Origin of the sequence: Litoreibacter sp., assembly GCF_039974535.1 — a bacterium.
GTDB lineage: Bacteria > Pseudomonadota > Alphaproteobacteria > Rhodobacterales > Rhodobacteraceae > Litoreibacter.
Genome location: NZ_JBDWIU010000008.1, coordinates 141066 through 159736, shown reverse-complemented (window position 1 = coordinate 159736; position 18671 = coordinate 141066). Strand labels below are relative to the sequence as shown.

General features: G+C 56.1%; 20 protein-coding genes. 5 read left to right on the top strand and 15 right to left on the bottom strand.

Features of this window, described 5'->3' with window-relative positions; translation table 11 throughout:
• Positions 1-7: 7 nt before the first annotated feature.
• Both deoC and ABJN86_RS06785 read left to right on the top strand, forming a co-directional pair.
• Positions 8-994 (top strand): deoxyribose-phosphate aldolase, encoded by a 987-nt coding sequence (gene deoC, locus ABJN86_RS06790; protein WP_348365742.1) that lies wholly within the window; start codon positions 8-10, stop codon positions 992-994.
• Between the two features lie 4 nt (positions 995-998).
• A complete protein-coding gene (locus tag ABJN86_RS06785) occupies positions 999-3299 on the top strand; it encodes an aldehyde dehydrogenase family protein (RefSeq protein ID WP_348365741.1) in 2301 nt (766 codons plus the stop codon).
• Between the two features lie 62 nt (positions 3300-3361).
• Here ABJN86_RS06785 and aqpZ read toward each other — a convergent pair whose 3' ends face one another.
• The 9 genes from aqpZ to ABJN86_RS06740 all read right to left on the bottom strand — a co-directional run bounded on the left by aqpZ (position 3362) and on the right by ABJN86_RS06740 (position 12009).
• Positions 3362-4042, bottom strand: coding sequence for an aquaporin Z (aqpZ, locus tag ABJN86_RS06780; RefSeq protein ID WP_348365740.1), 681 nt, complete (start codon positions 4040-4042; stop codon positions 3362-3364).
• A gap of 120 nt (positions 4043-4162) precedes the next feature.
• Complete coding sequence (locus ABJN86_RS06775; RefSeq protein WP_348365739.1) at positions 4163-4819, bottom strand: DUF1523 family protein; 657 nt, start codon at positions 4817-4819, stop codon at positions 4163-4165.
• A 12-nt stretch (positions 4820-4831) separates the two neighbouring features.
• The gene (locus ABJN86_RS06770) at positions 4832-5101 is read right to left on the bottom strand and encodes a hypothetical protein (RefSeq protein WP_348365738.1); all 270 of its coding nucleotides are present in this window, start codon (positions 5099-5101) and stop codon (positions 4832-4834) included.
• Positions 5098-6459, bottom strand: coding sequence for a DUF6638 family protein (locus tag ABJN86_RS06765; protein WP_348365736.1), 1362 nt, complete (start codon positions 6457-6459; stop codon positions 5098-5100). The genes ABJN86_RS06770 and ABJN86_RS06765 overlap by 4 nt, the downstream gene beginning before the upstream one ends.
• 95 nt (positions 6460-6554) lie before the next feature.
• Complete coding sequence (locus ABJN86_RS06760) at positions 6555-8486, bottom strand: ATP-binding protein (RefSeq protein WP_348365734.1); 1932 nt, start codon at positions 8484-8486, stop codon at positions 6555-6557.
• Between the two features lie 38 nt (positions 8487-8524).
• Complete coding sequence (locus tag ABJN86_RS06755) at positions 8525-9655, bottom strand: hypothetical protein (protein WP_348365733.1); 1131 nt, start codon at positions 9653-9655, stop codon at positions 8525-8527.
• Positions 9652-10023, bottom strand: coding sequence for a hypothetical protein (locus ABJN86_RS06750; protein WP_348365732.1), 372 nt, complete (start codon positions 10021-10023; stop codon positions 9652-9654). Before ABJN86_RS06750 ends, ABJN86_RS06755 begins: the two co-directional genes overlap by 4 nt.
• The gene (locus ABJN86_RS06745) at positions 10023-11099 is read right to left on the bottom strand and encodes a hypothetical protein (RefSeq protein ID WP_348365730.1); all 1077 of its coding nucleotides are present in this window, start codon (positions 11097-11099) and stop codon (positions 10023-10025) included. The genes ABJN86_RS06750 and ABJN86_RS06745 overlap by 1 nt, the downstream gene beginning before the upstream one ends.
• Positions 11100-11217: 118 nt before the next feature.
• Positions 11218-12009 carry an alpha/beta hydrolase gene (locus tag ABJN86_RS06740; RefSeq protein WP_348365728.1) on the bottom strand — a complete coding sequence of 264 codons (792 nt, stop codon included), beginning with the start codon at positions 12007-12009 and terminating at the stop codon, positions 11218-11220.
• A gap of 59 nt (positions 12010-12068) precedes the next feature.
• Between ABJN86_RS06740 and ABJN86_RS06735 the strand changes: the two genes are divergently transcribed.
• Positions 12069-12605 carry an RNA polymerase sigma factor gene (locus ABJN86_RS06735; RefSeq protein WP_348365727.1) on the top strand — a complete coding sequence of 179 codons (537 nt, stop codon included), beginning with the start codon at positions 12069-12071 and terminating at the stop codon, positions 12603-12605.
• Positions 12606-14666, top strand: coding sequence for a VWA domain-containing protein (locus ABJN86_RS06730; protein ID WP_348365725.1), 2061 nt, complete (start codon positions 12606-12608; stop codon positions 14664-14666). It abuts the gene before it with no gap.
• Positions 14667-14735: 69 nt separating this feature from the next.
• Here the strand turns inward: ABJN86_RS06730 and ABJN86_RS06725 are convergent, their stop codons facing one another.
• The 6 genes from ABJN86_RS06725 to ABJN86_RS06700 form a co-directional block, all read right to left on the bottom strand.
• Positions 14736-15290, bottom strand: a complete 555-nt coding sequence (locus ABJN86_RS06725) for a F0F1 ATP synthase subunit B (RefSeq protein ID WP_348365723.1) — start codon at positions 15288-15290, stop codon at positions 14736-14738.
• Between the two features lie 3 nt (positions 15291-15293).
• Positions 15294-15824, bottom strand: coding sequence for a F0F1 ATP synthase subunit B' (locus tag ABJN86_RS06720; protein ID WP_348365722.1), 531 nt, complete (start codon positions 15822-15824; stop codon positions 15294-15296).
• Between the two features lie 92 nt (positions 15825-15916).
• Positions 15917-16153 (bottom strand): F0F1 ATP synthase subunit C, encoded by a 237-nt coding sequence (locus ABJN86_RS06715; RefSeq protein WP_073142444.1) that lies wholly within the window; start codon positions 16151-16153, stop codon positions 15917-15919.
• Positions 16154-16206: 53 nt separating this feature from the next.
• Positions 16207-16965, bottom strand: coding sequence for a F0F1 ATP synthase subunit A (locus ABJN86_RS06710; RefSeq protein ID WP_348365721.1), 759 nt, complete (start codon positions 16963-16965; stop codon positions 16207-16209).
• 4 nt (positions 16966-16969) lie between these two features.
• Entirely contained in the window at positions 16970-17296 is a 327-nt protein-coding gene (locus ABJN86_RS06705; protein WP_348365719.1) for an AtpZ/AtpI family protein, read from the bottom strand.
• Positions 17297-17467: 171 nt separating this feature from the next.
• Positions 17468-18382, bottom strand: a complete 915-nt coding sequence (locus tag ABJN86_RS06700; protein WP_348365717.1) for a LysR substrate-binding domain-containing protein — start codon at positions 18380-18382, stop codon at positions 17468-17470.
• A 105-nt stretch (positions 18383-18487) separates the two neighbouring features.
• Between ABJN86_RS06700 and ABJN86_RS06695 the strand changes: the two genes are divergently transcribed.
• On the top strand, positions 18488-18664 hold the full coding sequence (locus ABJN86_RS06695) for a hypothetical protein (RefSeq protein ID WP_348365716.1): 177 nt from the start codon (positions 18488-18490) through the stop codon (positions 18662-18664).
• Positions 18665-18671 lie beyond the last annotated feature (7 nt).

Below are 18671 nucleotides of genomic sequence, written 5' to 3'. Positions count from 1 at the left end.
GCGCGACGTGAGCACCCTGACCAAAACCAAAACGCAATTGCCGCAAGTGCATTTGCCCCGAAATCCCGGAATGGCGTTGGACCTTGATTGGGTCGCACGGGTTCAGGCGAATACCTCCGCAATCGAGCGCCGCGCCGCCACCCTGCCCGGTCGGCGCAGCGTGAAGAAAGACTACCAAGCCGCGTGGCTGGTGAAGGCCGTGACCTGCATTGATCTGACGACCCTGTCGGGAGATGACACCACCGGCCGCGTGCAGCGTCTTTGCGCCAAGGCCCGCCAACCTATTCGCGCCGACATCCAAGACGCACTTGGGCTCAGCGACATCCAAACCGGCGCGATCTGCGTCTACCACGATATGATAGAGGCCGCCGTCAGCGCATTGGACGGCTCCGGCATCCCTGTCGCCGCCGTCTCTACGGGGTTTCCGGCGGGGCTCTCGCCCTTCCATCTGCGCGTGGCGGAGATCGAAGAAAGCGTCAAAGCGGGCGCGCGTGAAATCGACATCGTTATTTCGCGGCGCCATGTGCTGACGCAAAACTGGCAAGCCCTATATGACGAGATGAAGGCCTTTCGTGCAGCTTGCGGCGACGCCCATGTGAAGGCGATTTTGGCCACGGGCGAGCTAGGCTCCTTACGCAATGTCGCCCGCGCCTCGCTGATCTGCATGATGGCGGGGGCGGATTTCATCAAGACCTCCACCGGCAAAGAAAGCGTCAACGCCACCCTGCCCGTCAGCCTCGTGATGATCCGCGCCATTCGCGACTACTATGACGCCACGGGTTTTCACGTGGGTTACAAGCCTGCTGGCGGCATTTCCAAGGCCAAGGATGCGATCACCTATCTGGCCTTGATGAAGGACGAGTTGGGCCACCGCTGGCTGCAACCCGACCTGTTCCGCTTTGGCGCGTCATCGCTTCTGAACGACATAGAGCGCCAATTAGAGCATCACGTCACCGGCGCCTACTCCGCCTCCTACCGCCATCCAATGGGTTAAGAACATGACTGTAAAAACTATCCTCGAGACCATGGACTATGGCCCCGCTCCCGAAAGCGCCAAAGACGCACAAGCTTGGCTCGATGCGAAAGGTCGCCAATTTGGGCATTACATCAACGGCGAATTCACCACGCCTACGCAAGATTTCACCTCAAAGAACCCCGCAACGGGTGAGGTGTTGGCAGGCCTATCGCAAGCGAGCCAAGCGGATGTGGACGCTGCTGTAGAAGCCGCAAATAAAGCCCAAAAGGCGTGGGCCAAGTCCGGCCATATCCGCGCGAAATACCTTTATGCCTTAGCCCGTGCGTTGCAAAAGCACTCGCGATTGTTTGCGGTGCTGGAAACCCTCGACAATGGCAAACCCATCCGCGAGAGCCGCGACATCGACGTGCCCTTGGCCCAACGCCACTTCTACCACCACGCGGGCTTTGCCCAACTGATGGACGCGGAATTGCCGGACCGCGAGGCACTAGGCGTTTGCGGGCAGATCATCCCGTGGAACTTCCCGTTGCTGATGCTGGCATGGAAAATCGCGCCCGCCTTGGCGATGGGCAACACCGTGGTATTAAAACCTGCCGAATACACCTCCCTTACCGCATTGCTGTTTGCGGAAATTTGCGAACAAGTGGGCCTGCCCAAAGGCGTGGTCAACATCGTCACGGGCGATGGTGCGGTGGGCCAGATGATTACCGCCTCAGATGTGGACAAGCTGGCCTTTACCGGATCAACGGACGTGGGCCGCATCATCCGTAAGGCAACGGCTGGATCGGGCAAGGCGCTTAGCCTCGAGTTGGGCGGCAAATCCCCCTACATTGTGTTCGATGATGCTGACATTGATAGCGCCGTAGAGGGCTTGGTCGACGCCATTTGGTTCAACCAAGGTCAGGTCTGCTGCGCGGGCTCACGGCTGCTTGTGCAAGAGGGGATCGCAGACAGTTTCTACCGCAAGCTCAAGTCTCGCATGGACGGGCTGCGTATCGGTGACCCGATGGACAAATGCATCGATGTAGGTGCGGTTGTGGACCCGATCCAACGCGCAACCATTGCCGATATGGTATCCGCCAACACCGAAGGCGAGACCTACCAAGTGGACGCGCCCGATGGCTGCTTCTACCCCCCGACCCTGATCACGGGTCTGACCACATCCTCCAAGCTGATGCAGGAAGAAATCTTCGGGCCTGTTCTGGTCTCAACCACCTTCCGCACCCCAGCCGAGGCCGTCGCGATGGCCAATGACACGCGTTACGGCTTGGCGGCAACACTCTGGACGGAAAACGTGAACCTCGCCTTGGACATTGCCCCCAAACTGGTTGCGGGCATCGTTTGGGTGAATTCCACCAACCTGATGGATGCGGCGGCAGGCTTTGGCGGCGTGCGCGAAAGCGGCTATGGGCGCGAAGGCGGCTGGGAAGGCCTGTCGAGCTACACCAAAGCCAAAGACGCGCGGAAACCTGCCAAACCGGTGACCGCGTTTGATGGCAAAGGTAGTCTGTCCGACCCGATTGACCGCACGGCGAAGCTCTATATCGGCGGCAAGCAAGCGCGCCCCGACAGCGGTTATTCGCGCTTGGTTTACAGCCCCAAAGGGGATGCATTGGGCGAGGTGTCCTTGGCCAGCCGCAAAGACCTGCGCAACGCGGTTGAGGCCGCCCATAAGGCCAAAGGTTGGGGCACCACCACCGGTCATCTACGCGCGCAAATTTTGTACTACCTCGCGGAAAACCTGTCCGCACGCAGCGCAGAGTTTGCCGACCGCATCAAAGCCATGACCGGCAAGCAAGGGAAGGATGAGGTCGAGGGCGCAATTAACACCCTGTTCACTTATGCCGCTTGGGCCGACAAATACGACGGGCAGGCGCACGGCGTACCAATCCGTGGGGTGGCTTTGGCAATGAAAGAACCCGTCGGTGTCATCGCGGCCCTTTGCGACGCACGGCCATTGGCCGGCCTTGTTGAGGTCATCGCCCCCGCGATTGCTATGGGTAACCGTGTGATTGCCTCGGCGTCCGAACCGTTTCCACTGGCGGCAACGGACTTCATTCAAGTGCTGGAAACCTCAGACATTCCGGCGGGGGTGGTAAATCTCCTGACAGGAGATCACGGCGAGGTCGCGTCCCACATGGGCGCACATATGGATATCGATGCGGTTTGGAACTTCTCGGACCCGTGCCATACATCGGTTATAGAGGACGCATCGGCCAGCAACCTCAAGCGCACCTTAGCGGGCCCTGCTCCATCAGACACCAAAGCCATGTTGGAAGCCTCAACTGAGGTGAAAAACATCTGGGTGCCCTACGGAGAGTGACCCATAAAAAACGCCCCGACAATTGCTTGCCGGGGCGTATATTTTTAGTAGCGCGCTATACCTTATGGTGAGGTAATACGTGCCTTATGAAGAAAGCCGCCCAACGCGCCGCCCAACAGTGGGGCCACAATGAACAACCAAAGTTGTGACAGAGCAGCAGGCCCCGCGAACAATGCTGGCCCGATAGAGCGTGCTGGGTTCACAGATGTGCCCGTCACTGGAATGCCGATGAGGTGGATCATGACCAAAGTCAGACCAATCACGAGGCCCGCCATCGTGGCGCTTCCTGTCTCGGAGGTCACACCTAGGATCACCACCAAGAAAACCGCTGTCGCAACGACCTCGAACACAAACGCCGACATGATGCCAAAGCCGCCAATGTAGTCAGCGCCCCAACCGTTTTGACCCAAACCGTTTGCTGCAACGTCATAGCCAGCGGTCTTACCTGTCGCGATGACATAGATCACTGCCGACGCGATGATGGCGCCAAGAGTTTGCGAAACCGCATACCCGATGAAGTCTTTCATGCTCAACCGGCCAGCGACCAACGCCCCCATTGAGACCGCAGGGTTAAGATGCGCCCCTGACACTTGTCCGATGGAATAAGCCATCGCGACCACCGAGATACCAAAGGCAAAACTAATGCCAACAAAACCGATATCGCCACCCGCCAATACGGCCGAGCCGACACCGAAGAAGACCAGCACAAATGTACCGAAGGCTTCTGCAATATACTTATTCATAAATCCCTCTCATGTTCAGGCGCGAACCGTATCACGCTTTGGCATATGGATAGAGAAGTGCGGCAAGGAGCCACAGTGGGAGAAATCAGCCAGAGTTCCCCTCATTGCCAGCCCTGAGACCTACTTTCGAGGTTTACCCTTCCAAGTATCCAGCCAAGCGCGGAGCCCTGAGCGTTGCTCACCGGCGTAGTCGTCCACAGCATCCCATGTGTCCGAGACGCTTTCTGTGATTGGATCGATCTTGGAACGTTTGAACCATTGTGACAGCCGGAAAAGCCCGAGGACCAAACCTGCCAAGATCACCAAGATGATGATATTCAACCAAGGGATCAAAGTGGCATCAGGGTCATCGGTTGGGCGGATGCCAACTGCATTGGGGAAGATGCTGTAAAACTCGTTGCGCCAGCCATAGTGGGTCAAAACCACCCATTGTGGGTCTTCCTTGCTCGACTGTAGGTCAGTCGCCTCGGTTTGCAGGTTCTTGGTGTCGAACTTAAAGTAAGGCGGCCAACCCCAGCTTGTGTCCTCGTTGCGGTACACCATGGGTTTGCCGTTCTTTTGGATCGTTTGCACGAATAGAACGTCGCGGTTGGTCCCGGTGACATCACTCCCAGAGTCGCCAGAGGCCCAGAACCACGCGTTCTCGCCATAGTCGATCCGCTGCTCAAAGGTTCCCACCACTCGCACAACGTCGCGTTGTGGCAAGGTGTAATGGAACACCGCGACGACCAGCAGCCAGAACAACAAAATAACGGCGTATTTAACCCAACGCAGCATGGCAAAGGCTCCTTATTGAAAATTAACCACGTAGACCAGAACACCAATCACGAGGTAGGGCACCACAAAGACGCCTAGTATGAGTTTACGGCGCAAAGAGCCATCGTATTCCTGCAAGCCCTGCTCGATAAAGGCGTCGCGGTCACCGGTGTGCTCCCCGTCATTCCATTCCTCGCTCAACTTCCCTCGGCGAACAGACCGCGACCAAGCGGACAGAATGAAGTAAACGATCAGCATCACAATGAATGCAATGATCGACAGGCGTAGAACTGCGAATATCATCGTTGTCTCCTCATTGCGCCCCAAGGCCCGACCCGTCTGACGACTTCGTCGCGTTTCTCGGATTGGGGCGGTTCCTCCATAGGCGCGTCGCCGCTGCCGAACAAGGCCTCACGCGCACCGGCCTTATCGACCTGATACTCCCTCGCGAGGAAATCGGCCACGAATGCCTTCTTCTGGTCGGGCCACGTCGCATAGCGCGCGTAGAACAATTGCTTGTGGCAGATGAAGAGTTGGCGCACGTCCAACACCGACAGCTCCGCCAAGAGCATGTTCACCAAGTCGCGGTCCGCATGGGGCTTGGCCCGAAGCGTATAGAAATAAGCCGGATCGTTGGACGATATGCGCGGCCATGCACCACCACCCTCGGCCCAGCGCAACAGTTTAGCAAGAGTGTGGAACTCTGGCGGCAGCAGTTGCGAGTACCGTCGCGCCAAACCGCGTAAATCTTGGCGCCGATAGTCGCTTAAATCAGCCTCCATGGTGGCCGCCACATCGATGATAATGAAATCCATCTTCTGGCGTAAAATCGCGGTGGCGTTAACGCCTCGCGCCTTCACAATCGGTTCGACCAGATCATTGGCGTCAAGGAATTTGGCGATCTTTGTGCGGTCCGTCAGCTTGATCGCCGCCCGACCGCTCCCAATTGGAAGCTTGCCAATATCATCGTCAGAGACTGAAATGACCGCCGGCTTTTCCACATTTCGAAATGCGTATAGCCCTCCGAAATGAGAGGTCCAGAAGTTGTTCTGCTCGTAATCCGCATGCCCCAGCTTGATCGGTAGGCGCGTCACGTCGCCGGTTTTATGGGCCAGCGTGATCATGTCAGCGATTAGCACGTCATCCCACCACCCGTCTTCGCGCGTGCGGAATTCCGAGATCATCGCGTCCAACTTGGCCGCGTCCGACACCATGCCCGAGGTCGTGTCCGCTTCCACCCGTATCTTGCGGATGTCGAACAGATGCGCAGGCTTGGTGACGCTGTAGACCGAGTTCACCAACTCCCCCGCCACCGCATCACGCGCGGTGAGCGAAAACAACTGCGCCTCGTTGGCGTCAATGAATTGGCGCAAAATGCCGCGTGAGGTCGAGAACTTGGCCTCCAGCATCGGGGCGGTTTTCTGCTCCGTCGACAACAATATAAACTGGCGATTGCAGCCTTGCGGGTTCAGATAAAGCTCGTCGCCCAGCTCCTGCCCCACCTCAGGCGCATAGCCGGAAATGTCGATATGGAAATCCGTCAGGCTCGTTTCTTTGCCGGTCAGATGCTTCAGCGCACGATTATAGCGGTCCGCCATGGCCTGCCCACTGACGTGAAACAGGTTGCCATACATCAACCCCTTCTCAATCAAGCGCATCATATTATGTGGCCCTCCGAGCCGAGTAATTCACGTTGCACAAGTAACCGAAGCTCAGCAGCAACAATATCTTCAAAGAGAGAAAGATCGCTACGCATTTATCCCTTACTCTCCAAATACCGCCGCTTCGCCTCTTCGCTTAGGCCAAAATCTCGGACCATGTTGGCGATGGCGACCTCGTCGGATTTATCGGCATAGCGGAATTCGCTGTCCGCGTAGCGGTTGATCTCTTGGATCACCATGTCGACCGTGATCGGCTGGCGCAGCTCTTCGATCATGCCTTTCTTCTCGTCGTAGGATTTGAATAAGAACAGGTCGGGTTCTTCCATCCACTCATCAGGCAGCTCAAAGTCCATCGCGCGCACCTTCACGGCGTCGGTGATGTTTTTAATCGCGCGACCTGTGAAGCGGTGGTCCGCCTCTTGGATTGCCTTAAGGTAGGTGCCCATCTTGGCAATCGTATCCAGCGCGCCGATGTCTTTCGACACTTTCTCGTAGACGCGCAGCAGGCCTTCCTCATGCGGCTTCGCGTGCCCATCGAAAGAGGCGGCGACGGCTTTCTTGATCTCTTGCGCGGCAAAAGGCTCAAAGTCGCCCAGCGGGATGTCATGATTTTTGCCCATCAACAGGTTGAGGATATCCACATAGTCATCCCGCGTTTGCGGCCCATCCACAAGGAAACGCGCCCCTGCACGTTGGCGCAAAGCGTCATCCACATTCTCAGGGTAGTTCGAGAACATCCCGAAGGTGCAATTGCCCCGCACCACAGTGTTGGCGCCTGCGAAGCTTTCCATCAGAACGGCAGTGATTTCCAACTGACCCGCACTGGATTGCCGGTCGCCACGCTTACCGGCAAGCTGGTCGATATCGTCGATTGTGCCAAAGCCAATAACATTGGGATCAATCACGTTGTTGATAAACGCCTTGGCGTTTTGGCCGGATTTGCCCTGATAGCTGTCGATGTTATCGGTGCTCAGGTTTTGGTAACGGAAGGGGTAGCCCGCCGTCTCACAATAGCCCGACATCAGCCCCGCCATCATCTGGATCAAGGTGGTTTTACCCGTCCCCGGAGCGCCGTCGCCCATGAAGGTGAAGATGAAGCCGCCGAGTTCTGCAAACGGATTCAGCTTCCGGTCAAAGTCGTAGGCCATCAGCATTTTGGACAGTTTCATCGACTGGTATTTGGCGATGTGGTTGCCGACAACTTCGTTGGGCTTTTTGAAGCTCATCGTCAGCTTGCTGCCCTTGGCGGCGGAGGCTGGCGTGAAGCCGTTGATCGTCAGGTCGTCGGCCTCCACGCGGTAGGAAGTCGTGTTGAATGCCTCCAAACGCGAGGTGTTTTGCGCGCGTAGGCTGGCTTTCTCCATCACCTGTTCGGCATAGGCCAGCACGGTGGCGACCAGCTTGGCGTCGTCGTCTGCGAAGAGGGTCAGATCTTGGTCCAACTCCCACAACGCACCGTGTAGGGCCAATTGCGCGTTGTCGGTCAGTATTTCCTCAACCGCGCCGATTTCAACCGTCGCCTCGGAGGCTTGGGACGCCAAAAGGTAGGACGTCGCATTGGCAAAGGTGAACAGTGTCGCCAAGGCTTCGGCGGCCAGCAGTTCACCAAACTCGGCGCGGCGCGCTTCGGCCACACGTCCTGCAAGGTTATCTTTTTTCAGCTCGGCCAGTCCGGTGGCCTCCGAGAATGCCTCGCCTGCCGCCAAACCGATGGCAATAGCGCGACGAATGCCGTGAAGTACGCTGGCCTGCACGGCAGATGGCAATGCATCATCACCCACACCTTCGACCCGCTCAATCAAGTGCACCCCTTCTGGGCGCGCAGTGGATCGCGTCACCAAACCCGGTGTGGTGGAACGGAACCGGCGGCGCGTGCCTAGCCCTGCGGATTTCTCGGCCTTGGGAGCTTCTTTCGCGGTTGCTATACGCGGGGTGTGATCCACGCCTTCCAGCATGGCAACAGCCGCGTCATAATGCTTGCGGATGTCTTCTTCGGTCATTTCCATAAAATCGGCTGATTGGCTCACGTCAAACCCTCATCTTTGTTCTTAAAATACGTCAGTACTTATCGGTAACTCACCACGCGGCCAGCGGGGCTGACTACAAATTTGCGCACGTCCTTGAACCCAGCGGGGTTCTTTTCCGCCAACACCTGATAGGGGCGTTGGGGTAAAATGACCGCGCGTTCAATACTTGTCGTACCGGTTTCAGCGCCACGCCCCGCGAAAGGGTCGAGCTTGAAAATTTCGCGCTCTACCGAGCCGAACCATCCTTTTTTCTCCATCTCGACACGCTCGGAATGCAGGTCTTCCACAGTCCACGCCAAAGTCCAATCGTCACCCACAGCGCCTTGCGCCTCCTCCAGCACTTCGCGGATCGGGCCCGCTTGCAGCGTGAAAGCGGATGAGTACATCGGCCCCACATGGATACGGCGCAGCCGTTTTGGGTGCAGGTCGTCGAAGTCGCGGTCGAACCCTTGGGCGATGGTCAACAGCTTCAACCCAGCCGATCCTTGCGCGGTCAGATGCGCCTGTGCCTCGGGCCAGCGGCGTGCGTCTTTGGGCAGCGCCACATCGCCCGTGTCCTCGACATCCATTAGGTAGATCGTCGGCACATTTTGCTGGCTGTCATAAACTGCCCAATGCAGCATATAGGTGCGGCGGTCTTCCTTGTTGCCCGTCCACAAAGCCTGCGGATCATTGGTCGCCCAAAACAATTCGCTGGATTGCAACTGTTGGTAATACAGCCGCTGGGTCATGGCGTATTGCAGCTTGGTCGGCACGGTCAAATCGCCCACGATCTGGCGCACCATCTCGTCCTTCAGCTCCTCAACCGAGCGCATGCCCGCCAAGTGCTTGTCGGATTGCTGCGCGTCATTGGCCATTTTCATCAACTCGGCGAACACCGGAAAGCCGGACTCGTGGCGGTCAATCGAGAGCGATCCAAAGAACACGCCCGTGTCGCGCCCGGTCAGCAAATACTTATGGCTGAGCGCGCGGAAGGTTCGTGCAATGCGGGTAACATACTCGGAAATGATCCCGACATCGGTTTTGGAGAACGTCCGCTCCACCTCCATTTCGGCGGCCACGCGGGCCAGATGACCGGTGATCCGCTCAAACTTGGAGAAATACCGTCGCGCCGCAAGGTCGTCGGTCAAGCCGGAGTGGTCTTGAGTGAGGTTTAGGTCTTCAGTCATGACTTGACCTTAGAAAAGTACCAACGAACATCCTGACGCATCAAGAATGCCCGACCGGTGATAAACTCGAAAACCCGATCGAAGCTAACTTCTGCCGCCTTCTGGAACACCAAACCAGCCATTCCCCAAACACCAAAGACACAGGGATAGACAAAACGCGCGACAAACCAAAAGAAGAACACACCCCAGAAAATAGACGCAGGCGCGATAATCAGCCACTGAATCAGTGTGTTTTCAGTGACTGAAAAAGCAATCACTGCGGATAGGATCCAAGGGATTGCCACTACGAACATTGCAATAACGTAAATAGCGAGAACAGTGATCCAACTCACGATGGTCAAAATCACTCCATTGAGCCAACGTAACATCAAGCCCCGTACAGGTTCTTGTCGTGCTTCTCGACGATCTTCTCGAAGCGGCGTGCGAAGCGTTCATCGGCTTTTGCCTTCTGCTCCAGAACCTTGCGGGCAAAGACCATTTGGTCCTCGTGGGCTTCCATCATCTCGGTCATGCGTGCGTTGGTCGCGGCACCGATGCCGGCCATGGCGGCTTGCGCTTCTTGGTCTGTCTTCACGCCGATTTCGTTGATTTGGTGAGCCACGTCTTGCTGTTGCGCCGTCTTCAAGGATTTGGTCAGCGCATCGTAGAGGACCACGCGCTGCTTGGTATCGGTTTCCAGCTTGTTGATCAGCACCATTTGCGTCGCCGCTTGGTTCTGCAAGCTGTCGATCCAAGTTTTACCCTGCTCGATGTAGCGCTCCAGCGTTTGCGACTTGGCAAGCTTCACTTGCTCGGCTTGCACCTTCTCGTTGTACTCGGTGTTCAGGCCCGCCAGCTCGGTTTCCAATTTGGTACGCGCAGCGGCGTCTTGCTCGACGGAGATTTTGTTCTCCAGCTCGATCATCTTCGGGTCCATCGCCACGATCTCGGCACGTAGAGTTTCCAGCTCGCCCACGGTGAATTCGCGGTCGTCTAACGTGACGGTCAGGTTGCTTTCGACCTTTTCCTTTTGCTCATTGAGCATGGACAGCTGCCCCTGCAACAAGGCCACGATAGTGTCGGACTTGCCGATCAAATCTTGCAGCTTGTCGTCAATCGACGCGGTGCGCATACGTTCTTGGCGCAGGCTTTCGGATTTGCCCTTTGAGAAGATACCAACAAAGCTTTCCCAGCCCGTTTTGTCGCGCATCGCAGAAAAATCTTCGGAGAAGCCCGAAGTTACATCATCAAGCCCCATAATCAGCTCAGCGATATTGGCATCCATGGCAGCAGTATGTGCATGCACATCCTCAAGCGAGGCGTTCTCAATATCCAACTCCAACTCAGTGCCAGCATCCAGCTTTGCACGAGCGCTTTCAATCTTGCTTGTCATCTCGGAAATTTTGGATTGTGCTTCAGCGACTTGAGCTTGGCTTTCGCGGACTTGCGCGTCGAAATCGGCCATGTGTTAATCCCTCTCGTTTTAATGTTATTAGTATTTACATAAGTATGCCCGCAGGCGTTTTAAAGAGTTTGCCATGCCAAACCCACACCGCGCCATAAGAAAAATCGTTAAGAAGGAATTAACTTAGCGCGACCTGCATCATTGCGCTATTGGCGTCGCGCAAATCATCGATCACGTCAAAATGGTGACGTCCGGGCAATATCACATGCCGCACAGCCCATGCCTCCGCCAGCCAACGGGCTTGATCCAAAAACGCAGGTCTTTCTTGCGAGCCAACGACCACGGTTACCGGAATATTTAGCGCCTTCCCCAACGCTGGGCTCTCCGCCATAGCTTCGACGGCGTCTAGCTTGAGATTGTCATTCACCGTCAGCGGCAGAAGCGGGCGCAAATCAGACACCGGTGACACGGATAACACATGCGACACTCGCGCCACGACATCATCCGGCAACACCCCAGCCATCGCCATACGTGCAACCAAATGCCCACCAGCGGAATGCCCTGCCAGAACGATTGGGCCCTCAATCCGTGCGGCCAATGCAGTGATCGCTTTTGCAATGTGAGATGTGATCTCAGTGATCCGCACGTCTGGCGCCAATGGGTAACCGACGTGAGCAATGGTCCAACCTGCGTCAAATGCGCCTTGCCCGTAACAGGTCCAATCATCCTTGTGGCGTTGCTGCCAATAGCCCCCGTGAACAAACACGAAAAGCCCCTTAGACTTACCAACCGGTGCCATCAAATCATATTTGGCCCTGGGATGATCACCATAGGTGACGTCAAATTCACCGCCTTTTTCGCGACGAAAGGCCTCTGATGCGGCCTCCCAAGCGTCTGCATAGCCTTGCGCGCCGGGAATAAATTCGCCATTTTCATATTCTAGATCAAGCTCTTGTTGGGTTTTTGACATTTTCTTAGACCTTTTTCCAAGGATTGACGCGGCCCATACGTCCTACCATCACTATGCGTATGAAAACCAGCGATGAGGCCTTGGCGCAAGCCGCCAGTGACGGGGACAGTGAGGCATTCAGCCTTTTGGTCCGACGTCATTATGACCGACTGTTCCGCCTCTCGTGGCGGTTAACGGGGCATAAGGCCGATGCCGAAGACCTGACCCACGACATTCTAGCCGCCCTTCCCGGCAAGCTGCGGGCCTTTCGCGCGGATGCTACGTTTACCACTTGGCTGTACCGTGTGACGCTGAACGCCGCGACGGATCGCGCCCGCAAGGCCCAACGCCGCAAACGCGCTCGGGAAGGTTGGGGGCAAGACTACACCCGCCGCGCCGCGGAGGCCGCTGAGAACGCAGAGGCACAAGACTGGCTAACCAACGCCATGCGTGCTTTGGCGCCCGAGCTACGCGAAACCGTTGCCCTGACATTGGGCGAAGATTTGACCCAAGCCCAAGCCGCCGAGGTAATGGGGCTGTCAGAAGGTACAATCGCGTGGCGCATGTCCGAGGTGAAGCGCCACTTGCGCGAGATGGCCGAAAAGGAGGCCAAGTAGATGCCCGAATTTGATGACGAGCTAGATAAACTCCGTGCAGTCTTGCATGATGCGCCTGTGCCTGATGAGGCCTCTAAAGAGGCGGCCTTGCGTGTGGCTGAAGAAAATTTCGCAAACCTCCAAGGATCGGTCAATGCCGTGCGTCCTACAGATATTAGCCCGCAACAAGTGGGCCTTCTGAAAGGACTTGGACAGATGTTTTTGAAAACGAAATTGAAACCGATGATGATGGCGACCACGTCAATCGTGGTTGTTGGTGTGGGCGTAGTATTGAGCGTCCCTTACATGCGCGCCGATCAGTCGGCGGTGACCACGTCCCCCGCCTCATCCCCAATTAGTCAGGCAAAAACAGAAGTCCCGGCTGACCCCGAACCGCTAAACGGAATTGTGGATGATCTATCTCCCGAACCGATGCCCTTGAACCTTGATCAAGAAGAGACCGCTGAACTTGAGCAGAGCTTTAGTGAACAAGTCGATGCTGCTCCGGAACGCCGTCCTATTGCAGTAACGGAAGGTCAAAGGCCCGCCTCCGGACCGGCGAAAAAACGTCGCATTGTAAAGGCTGGCCAACTGTTTGCTCCCACCGAAACAGATGGGGCCGTTTCTCATGGTGGTTCACCACACCCATCCTCCCAATTTCGCGACCAGCTACCGCAACCTCAAGTGGCGCAATCGCACGACAAATTCCCAGACGCGTCCCCGAACCCATTAAAGGTCACCTCCGAAGACCCTGTCTCGACCTTCTCCATCGACGTGGACACCGCCAGCTACTCTTGGGTGCGCTCCAGCCTTACACGCGGGCGGATGCCTGATCCAAAATCTGTGCGGATCGAGGAAATGGTGAACTACTTCCCCTATGCCTACGCGCCCCCTGAAGGCGACGCGCCGTTCCAACAGGTCGTGTCCGTCAGCCAGACCCCTTGGAACCCAGACACGCAACTGATGCATATCGCCATCCAAGGCGCGCAGGTAACGGAGCGCCCGCCCTTGAACCTTGTATTTCTGCTGGACACCTCCGGCTCTATGCAGGACGCCAACAAGCTGCCATTGTTGGTGCAAAGCTTCCGCCTGATGTTGGGCCAGCTGCGCCCAGAGGATGAGGTGGCAATCGTGACCTATGCGGGCTCCGCCGGTACCGTGTTGGAACCGACCAAAGCGTCGGAACGTCACAAGATCGAGGACGCATTGCGCCGCTTATCCGCAGGTGGGTCCACCGCGGGCGGTGAAGGGTTACGCGCGGCTTATGCTTTGGCGGACCAAATGTCGCGCGATGGCGAAGTATCACGGGTGTTGCTTGCCACGGATGGGGACTTCAACGTGGGCATACAATCCGACAATGCGTTGAAAAGCTTCGTCGAGGAGAAGCGCAAATCGGGCACCTATCTGTCGGTCTTTGGCTTCGGGCGTGGCAACGTGAACGACGCATTAATGCAAACCCTTGCGCAGAACGGCAACGGCCAAGCCGCCTATATCGACACATTGGCCGAGGCCCAAAAGATGCTGGTGGACCAATTGTCCGGTGCGATGTTCACCATCGCCCAAGACGTCAAAATTCAGGTGGAGTTCAACCCCGCCACCGTCGCGGAATACCGCCTGATCGGGTACGAGACCCGCGCCCTGAAACGCGAAAACTTCAACAACGACAAAGTTGATGCCGGTGAGATCGGCGCTGGCCACACGGTTACGGCACTCTATGAAGTGACACCTGTGGGGTCTGAGGCGGTACTCACCGATCCTCTACGCTTTGGCGTAGTGGCGGAGGATGGCAACACATCGGATCTGGCCTTCCTGCGCTTACGTTATAAAGAACCCGGTGCGGATCAAAGCAAGCTGTTGGAAGAGGTGATTGCAGTCGGCGAGACCGTTGCCAGCTCTGAGGCCGCGTTTGGGGCCGCCATCGCGGGCTTCGGGCAATTGCTGCGCGGGAATACGGCCTTGGGGGAATGGAGCTACACGGATGCGATTGCCTTGGCCAATGCCAACAAAGGCGACGACGAGTTCGGACACCGCGCGGAAGCTGTGCAGTTGATGCGCTTGGCGCAAAGCCTGTCGCAAAACTAACCCTATAAAAGCAAAAAACCCCGACGCCATTCACGGCGCCGGGGCTTTTTCAATTCTATTGATAGACGCTTAGTGCAGCTTGTCTTTCACTTGCGCGATCGCATCATCGATCAAGCTGTTTTGATCCGCAGCAGTCGTCTTCGCAGCAACCACGTCAGAGGCCGCAGCAATCGCCACAGAAACAGCACGGTCGCGAACTTCACGAACGGCGGATGCTTCAGCACTCGCAATCTGGTCTTCAGCAGATTGCAGACGGCGCTCGATGGAAACCTTAAGGTCTTCCTTCGCCTGTGCCGCAGCTGCTTCCGCTTCACGCTTGGCTTCCGCTACGATGCGGTCCGCTTGCTCGGCCACTTCCTTTTGCTTGCGCTCGTAGGAGGCCAGCAAAGTTTGGGCTTCTTCGCGCAGGGCCTTGGCCTCATTCAGTTCGGACTGAATGCCTTCGGCACGTTTGTCGAGCAAACCGCCCAACATGCTAGGAACCTTGAAGTAGAACAGAACCGCAATGAACAAGATGAACGCCAGCAGGACAACAAAGTCAGTGTTGCGCAGCGAGAAAAACGGGCCGTCAGCAGCCAACGCCGGAGCGGGCAGCAGAGCAGTAAGAGCGAGGAGTTTCTTCATCTCTTATCCCTTCATCTTTGCAGTAACAGCAGCAGTGATCGACTTGGCGTCAATCTTGCCCGGTGCCACAGCGGATACGATGTCTTTAGCAATGTCTTTGGCCACTGTTCCGGCGCTTTCTGTAGCGCTGTCACGAATAGCTGCGATTGCTTTTTCGCCTTCAGCCGCGCGTGCCGCAATCTCTGCGTCCGCTTTGGCAATGGCCTTGTCCAAGTCCGCCTGAATGGTGGCTTTGGTCTCGCCAACGATCCGGCCAGCTTCGGCACGGGCGTCAACAAGGGCCTTCTCATAGGCAGCTTCCGCGTCGATGGCCTGTTGCTTCAGGTCTTCGGCGGCAGCAATGTCATTGGTGATGGTGCCGGCACGTTCAGCCAGAACCGATCCGATGCGCGGAAGCGCAACGCGCGACAGCACAAAATAGATAACCACTAGTGTGATCAGCAACCAGACGATCTGGTTGTCAAAGGTCGAGAAGTCCAGCTGCGGCATGCCGCCAGCGCTTTCCGTCTCTGCCCCGTGGGTGTCAGTTGCCATGATGGCCCCCAGATGTGTCTGAATAATGAGGTCTTACACCGGACGAGGCATCATATGCCCCGTCCGGCCGTAAGGATGGTACAGCTTAGTTCTTAAACAGCGAACATCAGCAGAAGTGCTACGAGGAACGAGAAGATCCCCAAAGCTTCCGCGAATGCGATGCCGATGAACAGTGTTGCAGTCTGCGAAGCAGCTGCGGATGGGTTGCGCAGTGCGCCGGACAGGTAGCTACCAGCAACGTTGCCCACACCGACGGCTGCGCCGCCCATGCCAACAGATGCCAGGCCTGCGCCGATGAATTGACCCATTTGTGCGATATCGCCTTCCATGTCTTTTCTCCTTACGATGGAATTGAGGTGATTAGTCTTCGTGACCCTAGTGCTTAGTGCGAAGGATGCAGCGCATCTTTCAGATACACGCAGGTCAGAATTGCGAACACGTAAGCTTGGATGCCGCTTACGAGAATTTCGAGGCCGTACATTGCTGTAATAGCCACGATGGAAAGAGGTGAAATTGCCGCGATAGCTGCAAAGCCCGCGAACACTTTGATAACAGCGTGACCGGCCATCATGTTGCCCGCCAAACGAATGGAGTGGCTAACAGGGCGCACGAAGTAGCTGATAACCTCGATCAGCGCCAAGATTGGGCGCAAAGCCAGCGGTGCCGAAGACACCCAGAACAGACCCAGAAAGCCAGTGCCGTTTTTGACGAAACCCAGAATGGTAACTGCGAGGAATACGAACATCGCCAAAACGCCTGTTACCGCGATGTGGGATGTGGTGGTGAACGCCATTGGCAGCAGGCCAAGGAAGTTGGACACCAAAATGAACATGAACAGCGTCATGATGTATGGGAAGTACTTCACACCGTCTTTGCCGGTAACGTCTTCAACCATTTTGTAAACGAAGCCGTAGATCATCTCGGCGATCGACTGAGTACGCGAAGGCACGATTGCGCGGCGCGATGTGCCGAAAACTAACAGCGCGATGATGCAAACAATGGTCAGTGCCATCCACAGGGTCACGTTAGTGATTGTGAACGCGCCTACATCGCCGTTGCCGAACAATGGCTTAACGATGAATTGGTCCATCGGGTGAAAAACCAGACCGCCTTCTTCTGCGCCGTGAGCTTCTGTCGCCATCGTTTCAGTCCTTCTCGTTGGCCGCTTTGGCCTCGTGTTCGTTTTGAACCTCTTTGGCGGTGCGAAGCATAACGTTCACTCCGGCCGCGAAGCCCAGCAATGTGAAAAGCACCAGAAAGATCGGCAATGTGCCGAACAGCCAGTCGAGGCCGTATCCGATGCTAAAGCCGATCCCAAGACCGGCAACAAGCTCTGTCACCATGCGCCAGCCCTGCTGGGCCCCCGAATAGTGCTCGTCCCCCCGTGGCTTTTCGGCCTGAGTGGTTTTCTTGAGCCCTTCGATCCGCTCGCTCAGCGCATCTAGCTGGGCCTTATCCGGTTCGTTGGTCATCAAAATTACCCCTCGGGAGGTTTGGAGGAGAAATAGGTTGCCCGGGACTTAGAGTCAATTGGTCGATACATCTAAAATAAAGCAGCTAAATTATTGTTTTTAAATGATTTATATAAACTCATAGATTGGAGCACCATCACATCACAGCCCCAATGCATCCAAATCCTTTATTCAACCATTTGGTTGAGGGTTCTGTGCCGCCGTAGAATTTCGTAGATGTTGAGATTGATCCAGCAACCAATTTCTAAACGCTCGCACTGGGGCGCTGCGGCGCATCCCCTCGCCTGTCACCAAGTGATAACTGCCAAGGCTGAACCCATCCGGCCTACATTTCACCATATCGCCGTTGGCACAGACGTTCTCCATAACGTCTTCGGTGCACAAGAATAAACCTTGCCCTGCCAAAGCGGCCTCGAATGCCAATGGAGAGCGCAATCGCCAATCTGGCGTGGGAAAATCACTCGGATCAATCCCCGCACACTCAGCCCATTCTGCCCAAGGATTGCCTCGTCGATCTTGAAACCGTCGATATCTCAAAACGTCTGCGGCCTTCTCCAACCCATCGCCAATCAGTGACGGCGCCCCGTAAACAAACATCTTTGCGTTACTTATCAAGTCGCTCGCCTGTTCAGGGATACCCGAGGCGTAAGACCTAATGGCCAAATCAGCCTCATATCGATTTAAATCGGCCAGTTGATAACTCGCCTCCAATTGCAGTTCGATATCCGGATAACGTTCGTAGAAATCTGCAAGGCGCGGCACCACAAACTTCGATGCAAAGAGTGGCTCGCTATTCACTATCAGTCGGCCAGTGGGCTGTTCATGGAATACTTCTGTGGCATCCGAGATCGCGTCCAACGCAGGTGTTACCTGAGCCAGATAGCGTTCACCCCCCGGTGTCAACGTAACACCACGAGGCAAATCGCGAAACAATTGCGCCCCCAAACGGTGCTCCAACCCTCGGACATGTCGGCTGATCGCAGAATGGCTCACACCCAACTCCGCCGCAGCACCAGAGAAGCTCTGATGGCGACCAGCGGCTTCGAAAGCACGCAATGCGTTGAGTGGCGGCAAGGAACGAGACATGCCTATACGTGACTTTTATGCACAGGTTATGTCAAGCAATTGAAATTGATATGCGCGATGAATTTTCCCATAAACTCATATAAATCAAAAATATATGGAAACGACATGTCACTTGTAACGCGCCTGCGCGAATGGATTAATATACCTAAAAATAACAAACATCAAGGCATTCCCAAAGGACTGTCATATCATATCTATCGCGACATCGGTCTCTCCGAGGACGAAGTGGACCTGCTGCACCACACTTTCCCCTCTCAATCAGGAGACATACCGAAGTTCTAACGTCTGT

Excerpts from the sequence above, each read along its gene's own strand:
- ABJN86_RS06785 (WP_348365741.1), top strand. The coding sequence starts at position 999 with ATGACTGTAAAAACTATCCTCGAGACCATGGACTATGGCCCCGCTCCC.
- aqpZ (WP_348365740.1), bottom strand. The coding sequence starts at position 4,042 with ATGAATAAGTATATTGCAGAAGCCTTCGGTACATTTGTGCTGGTCTTC.
- ABJN86_RS06775 (WP_348365739.1), bottom strand. The coding sequence starts at position 4,819 with ATGCTGCGTTGGGTTAAATACGCCGTTATTTTGTTGTTCTGGCTGCTG.
- ABJN86_RS06770 (WP_348365738.1), bottom strand. The coding sequence starts at position 5,101 with ATGATATTCGCAGTTCTACGCCTGTCGATCATTGCATTCATTGTGATG.
- ABJN86_RS06765 (WP_348365736.1), bottom strand. The coding sequence starts at position 6,459 with ATGATGCGCTTGATTGAGAAGGGGTTGATGTATGGCAACCTGTTTCAC.
- ABJN86_RS06755 (WP_348365733.1), bottom strand. The coding sequence starts at position 9,655 with ATGACTGAAGACCTAAACCTCACTCAAGACCACTCCGGCTTGACCGAC.
- ABJN86_RS06750 (WP_348365732.1), bottom strand. The coding sequence starts at position 10,023 with ATGTTACGTTGGCTCAATGGAGTGATTTTGACCATCGTGAGTTGGATC.
- ABJN86_RS06745 (WP_348365730.1), bottom strand. The coding sequence starts at position 11,099 with ATGGCCGATTTCGACGCGCAAGTCCGCGAAAGCCAAGCTCAAGTCGCT.
- ABJN86_RS06740 (WP_348365728.1), bottom strand. The coding sequence starts at position 12,009 with ATGTCAAAAACCCAACAAGAGCTTGATCTAGAATATGAAAATGGCGAA.
- ABJN86_RS06735 (WP_348365727.1), top strand. The coding sequence starts at position 12,069 with ATGAAAACCAGCGATGAGGCCTTGGCGCAAGCCGCCAGTGACGGGGAC.
- ABJN86_RS06730 (WP_348365725.1), top strand. The coding sequence starts at position 12,606 with ATGCCCGAATTTGATGACGAGCTAGATAAACTCCGTGCAGTCTTGCAT.
- ABJN86_RS06725 (WP_348365723.1), bottom strand. The coding sequence starts at position 15,290 with ATGAAGAAACTCCTCGCTCTTACTGCTCTGCTGCCCGCTCCGGCGTTG.
- ABJN86_RS06720 (WP_348365722.1), bottom strand. The coding sequence starts at position 15,824 with ATGGCAACTGACACCCACGGGGCAGAGACGGAAAGCGCTGGCGGCATG.
- ABJN86_RS06715 (WP_073142444.1), bottom strand. The coding sequence starts at position 16,153 with ATGGAAGGCGATATCGCACAAATGGGTCAATTCATCGGCGCAGGCCTG.
- ABJN86_RS06710 (WP_348365721.1), bottom strand. The coding sequence starts at position 16,965 with ATGGCGACAGAAGCTCACGGCGCAGAAGAAGGCGGTCTGGTTTTTCAC.
- ABJN86_RS06705 (WP_348365719.1), bottom strand. The coding sequence starts at position 17,296 with ATGACCAACGAACCGGATAAGGCCCAGCTAGATGCGCTGAGCGAGCGG.
- ABJN86_RS06700 (WP_348365717.1), bottom strand. The coding sequence starts at position 18,382 with ATGTCTCGTTCCTTGCCGCCACTCAACGCATTGCGTGCTTTCGAAGCC.
- ABJN86_RS06695 (WP_348365716.1), top strand. The coding sequence starts at position 18,488 with ATGTCACTTGTAACGCGCCTGCGCGAATGGATTAATATACCTAAAAAT.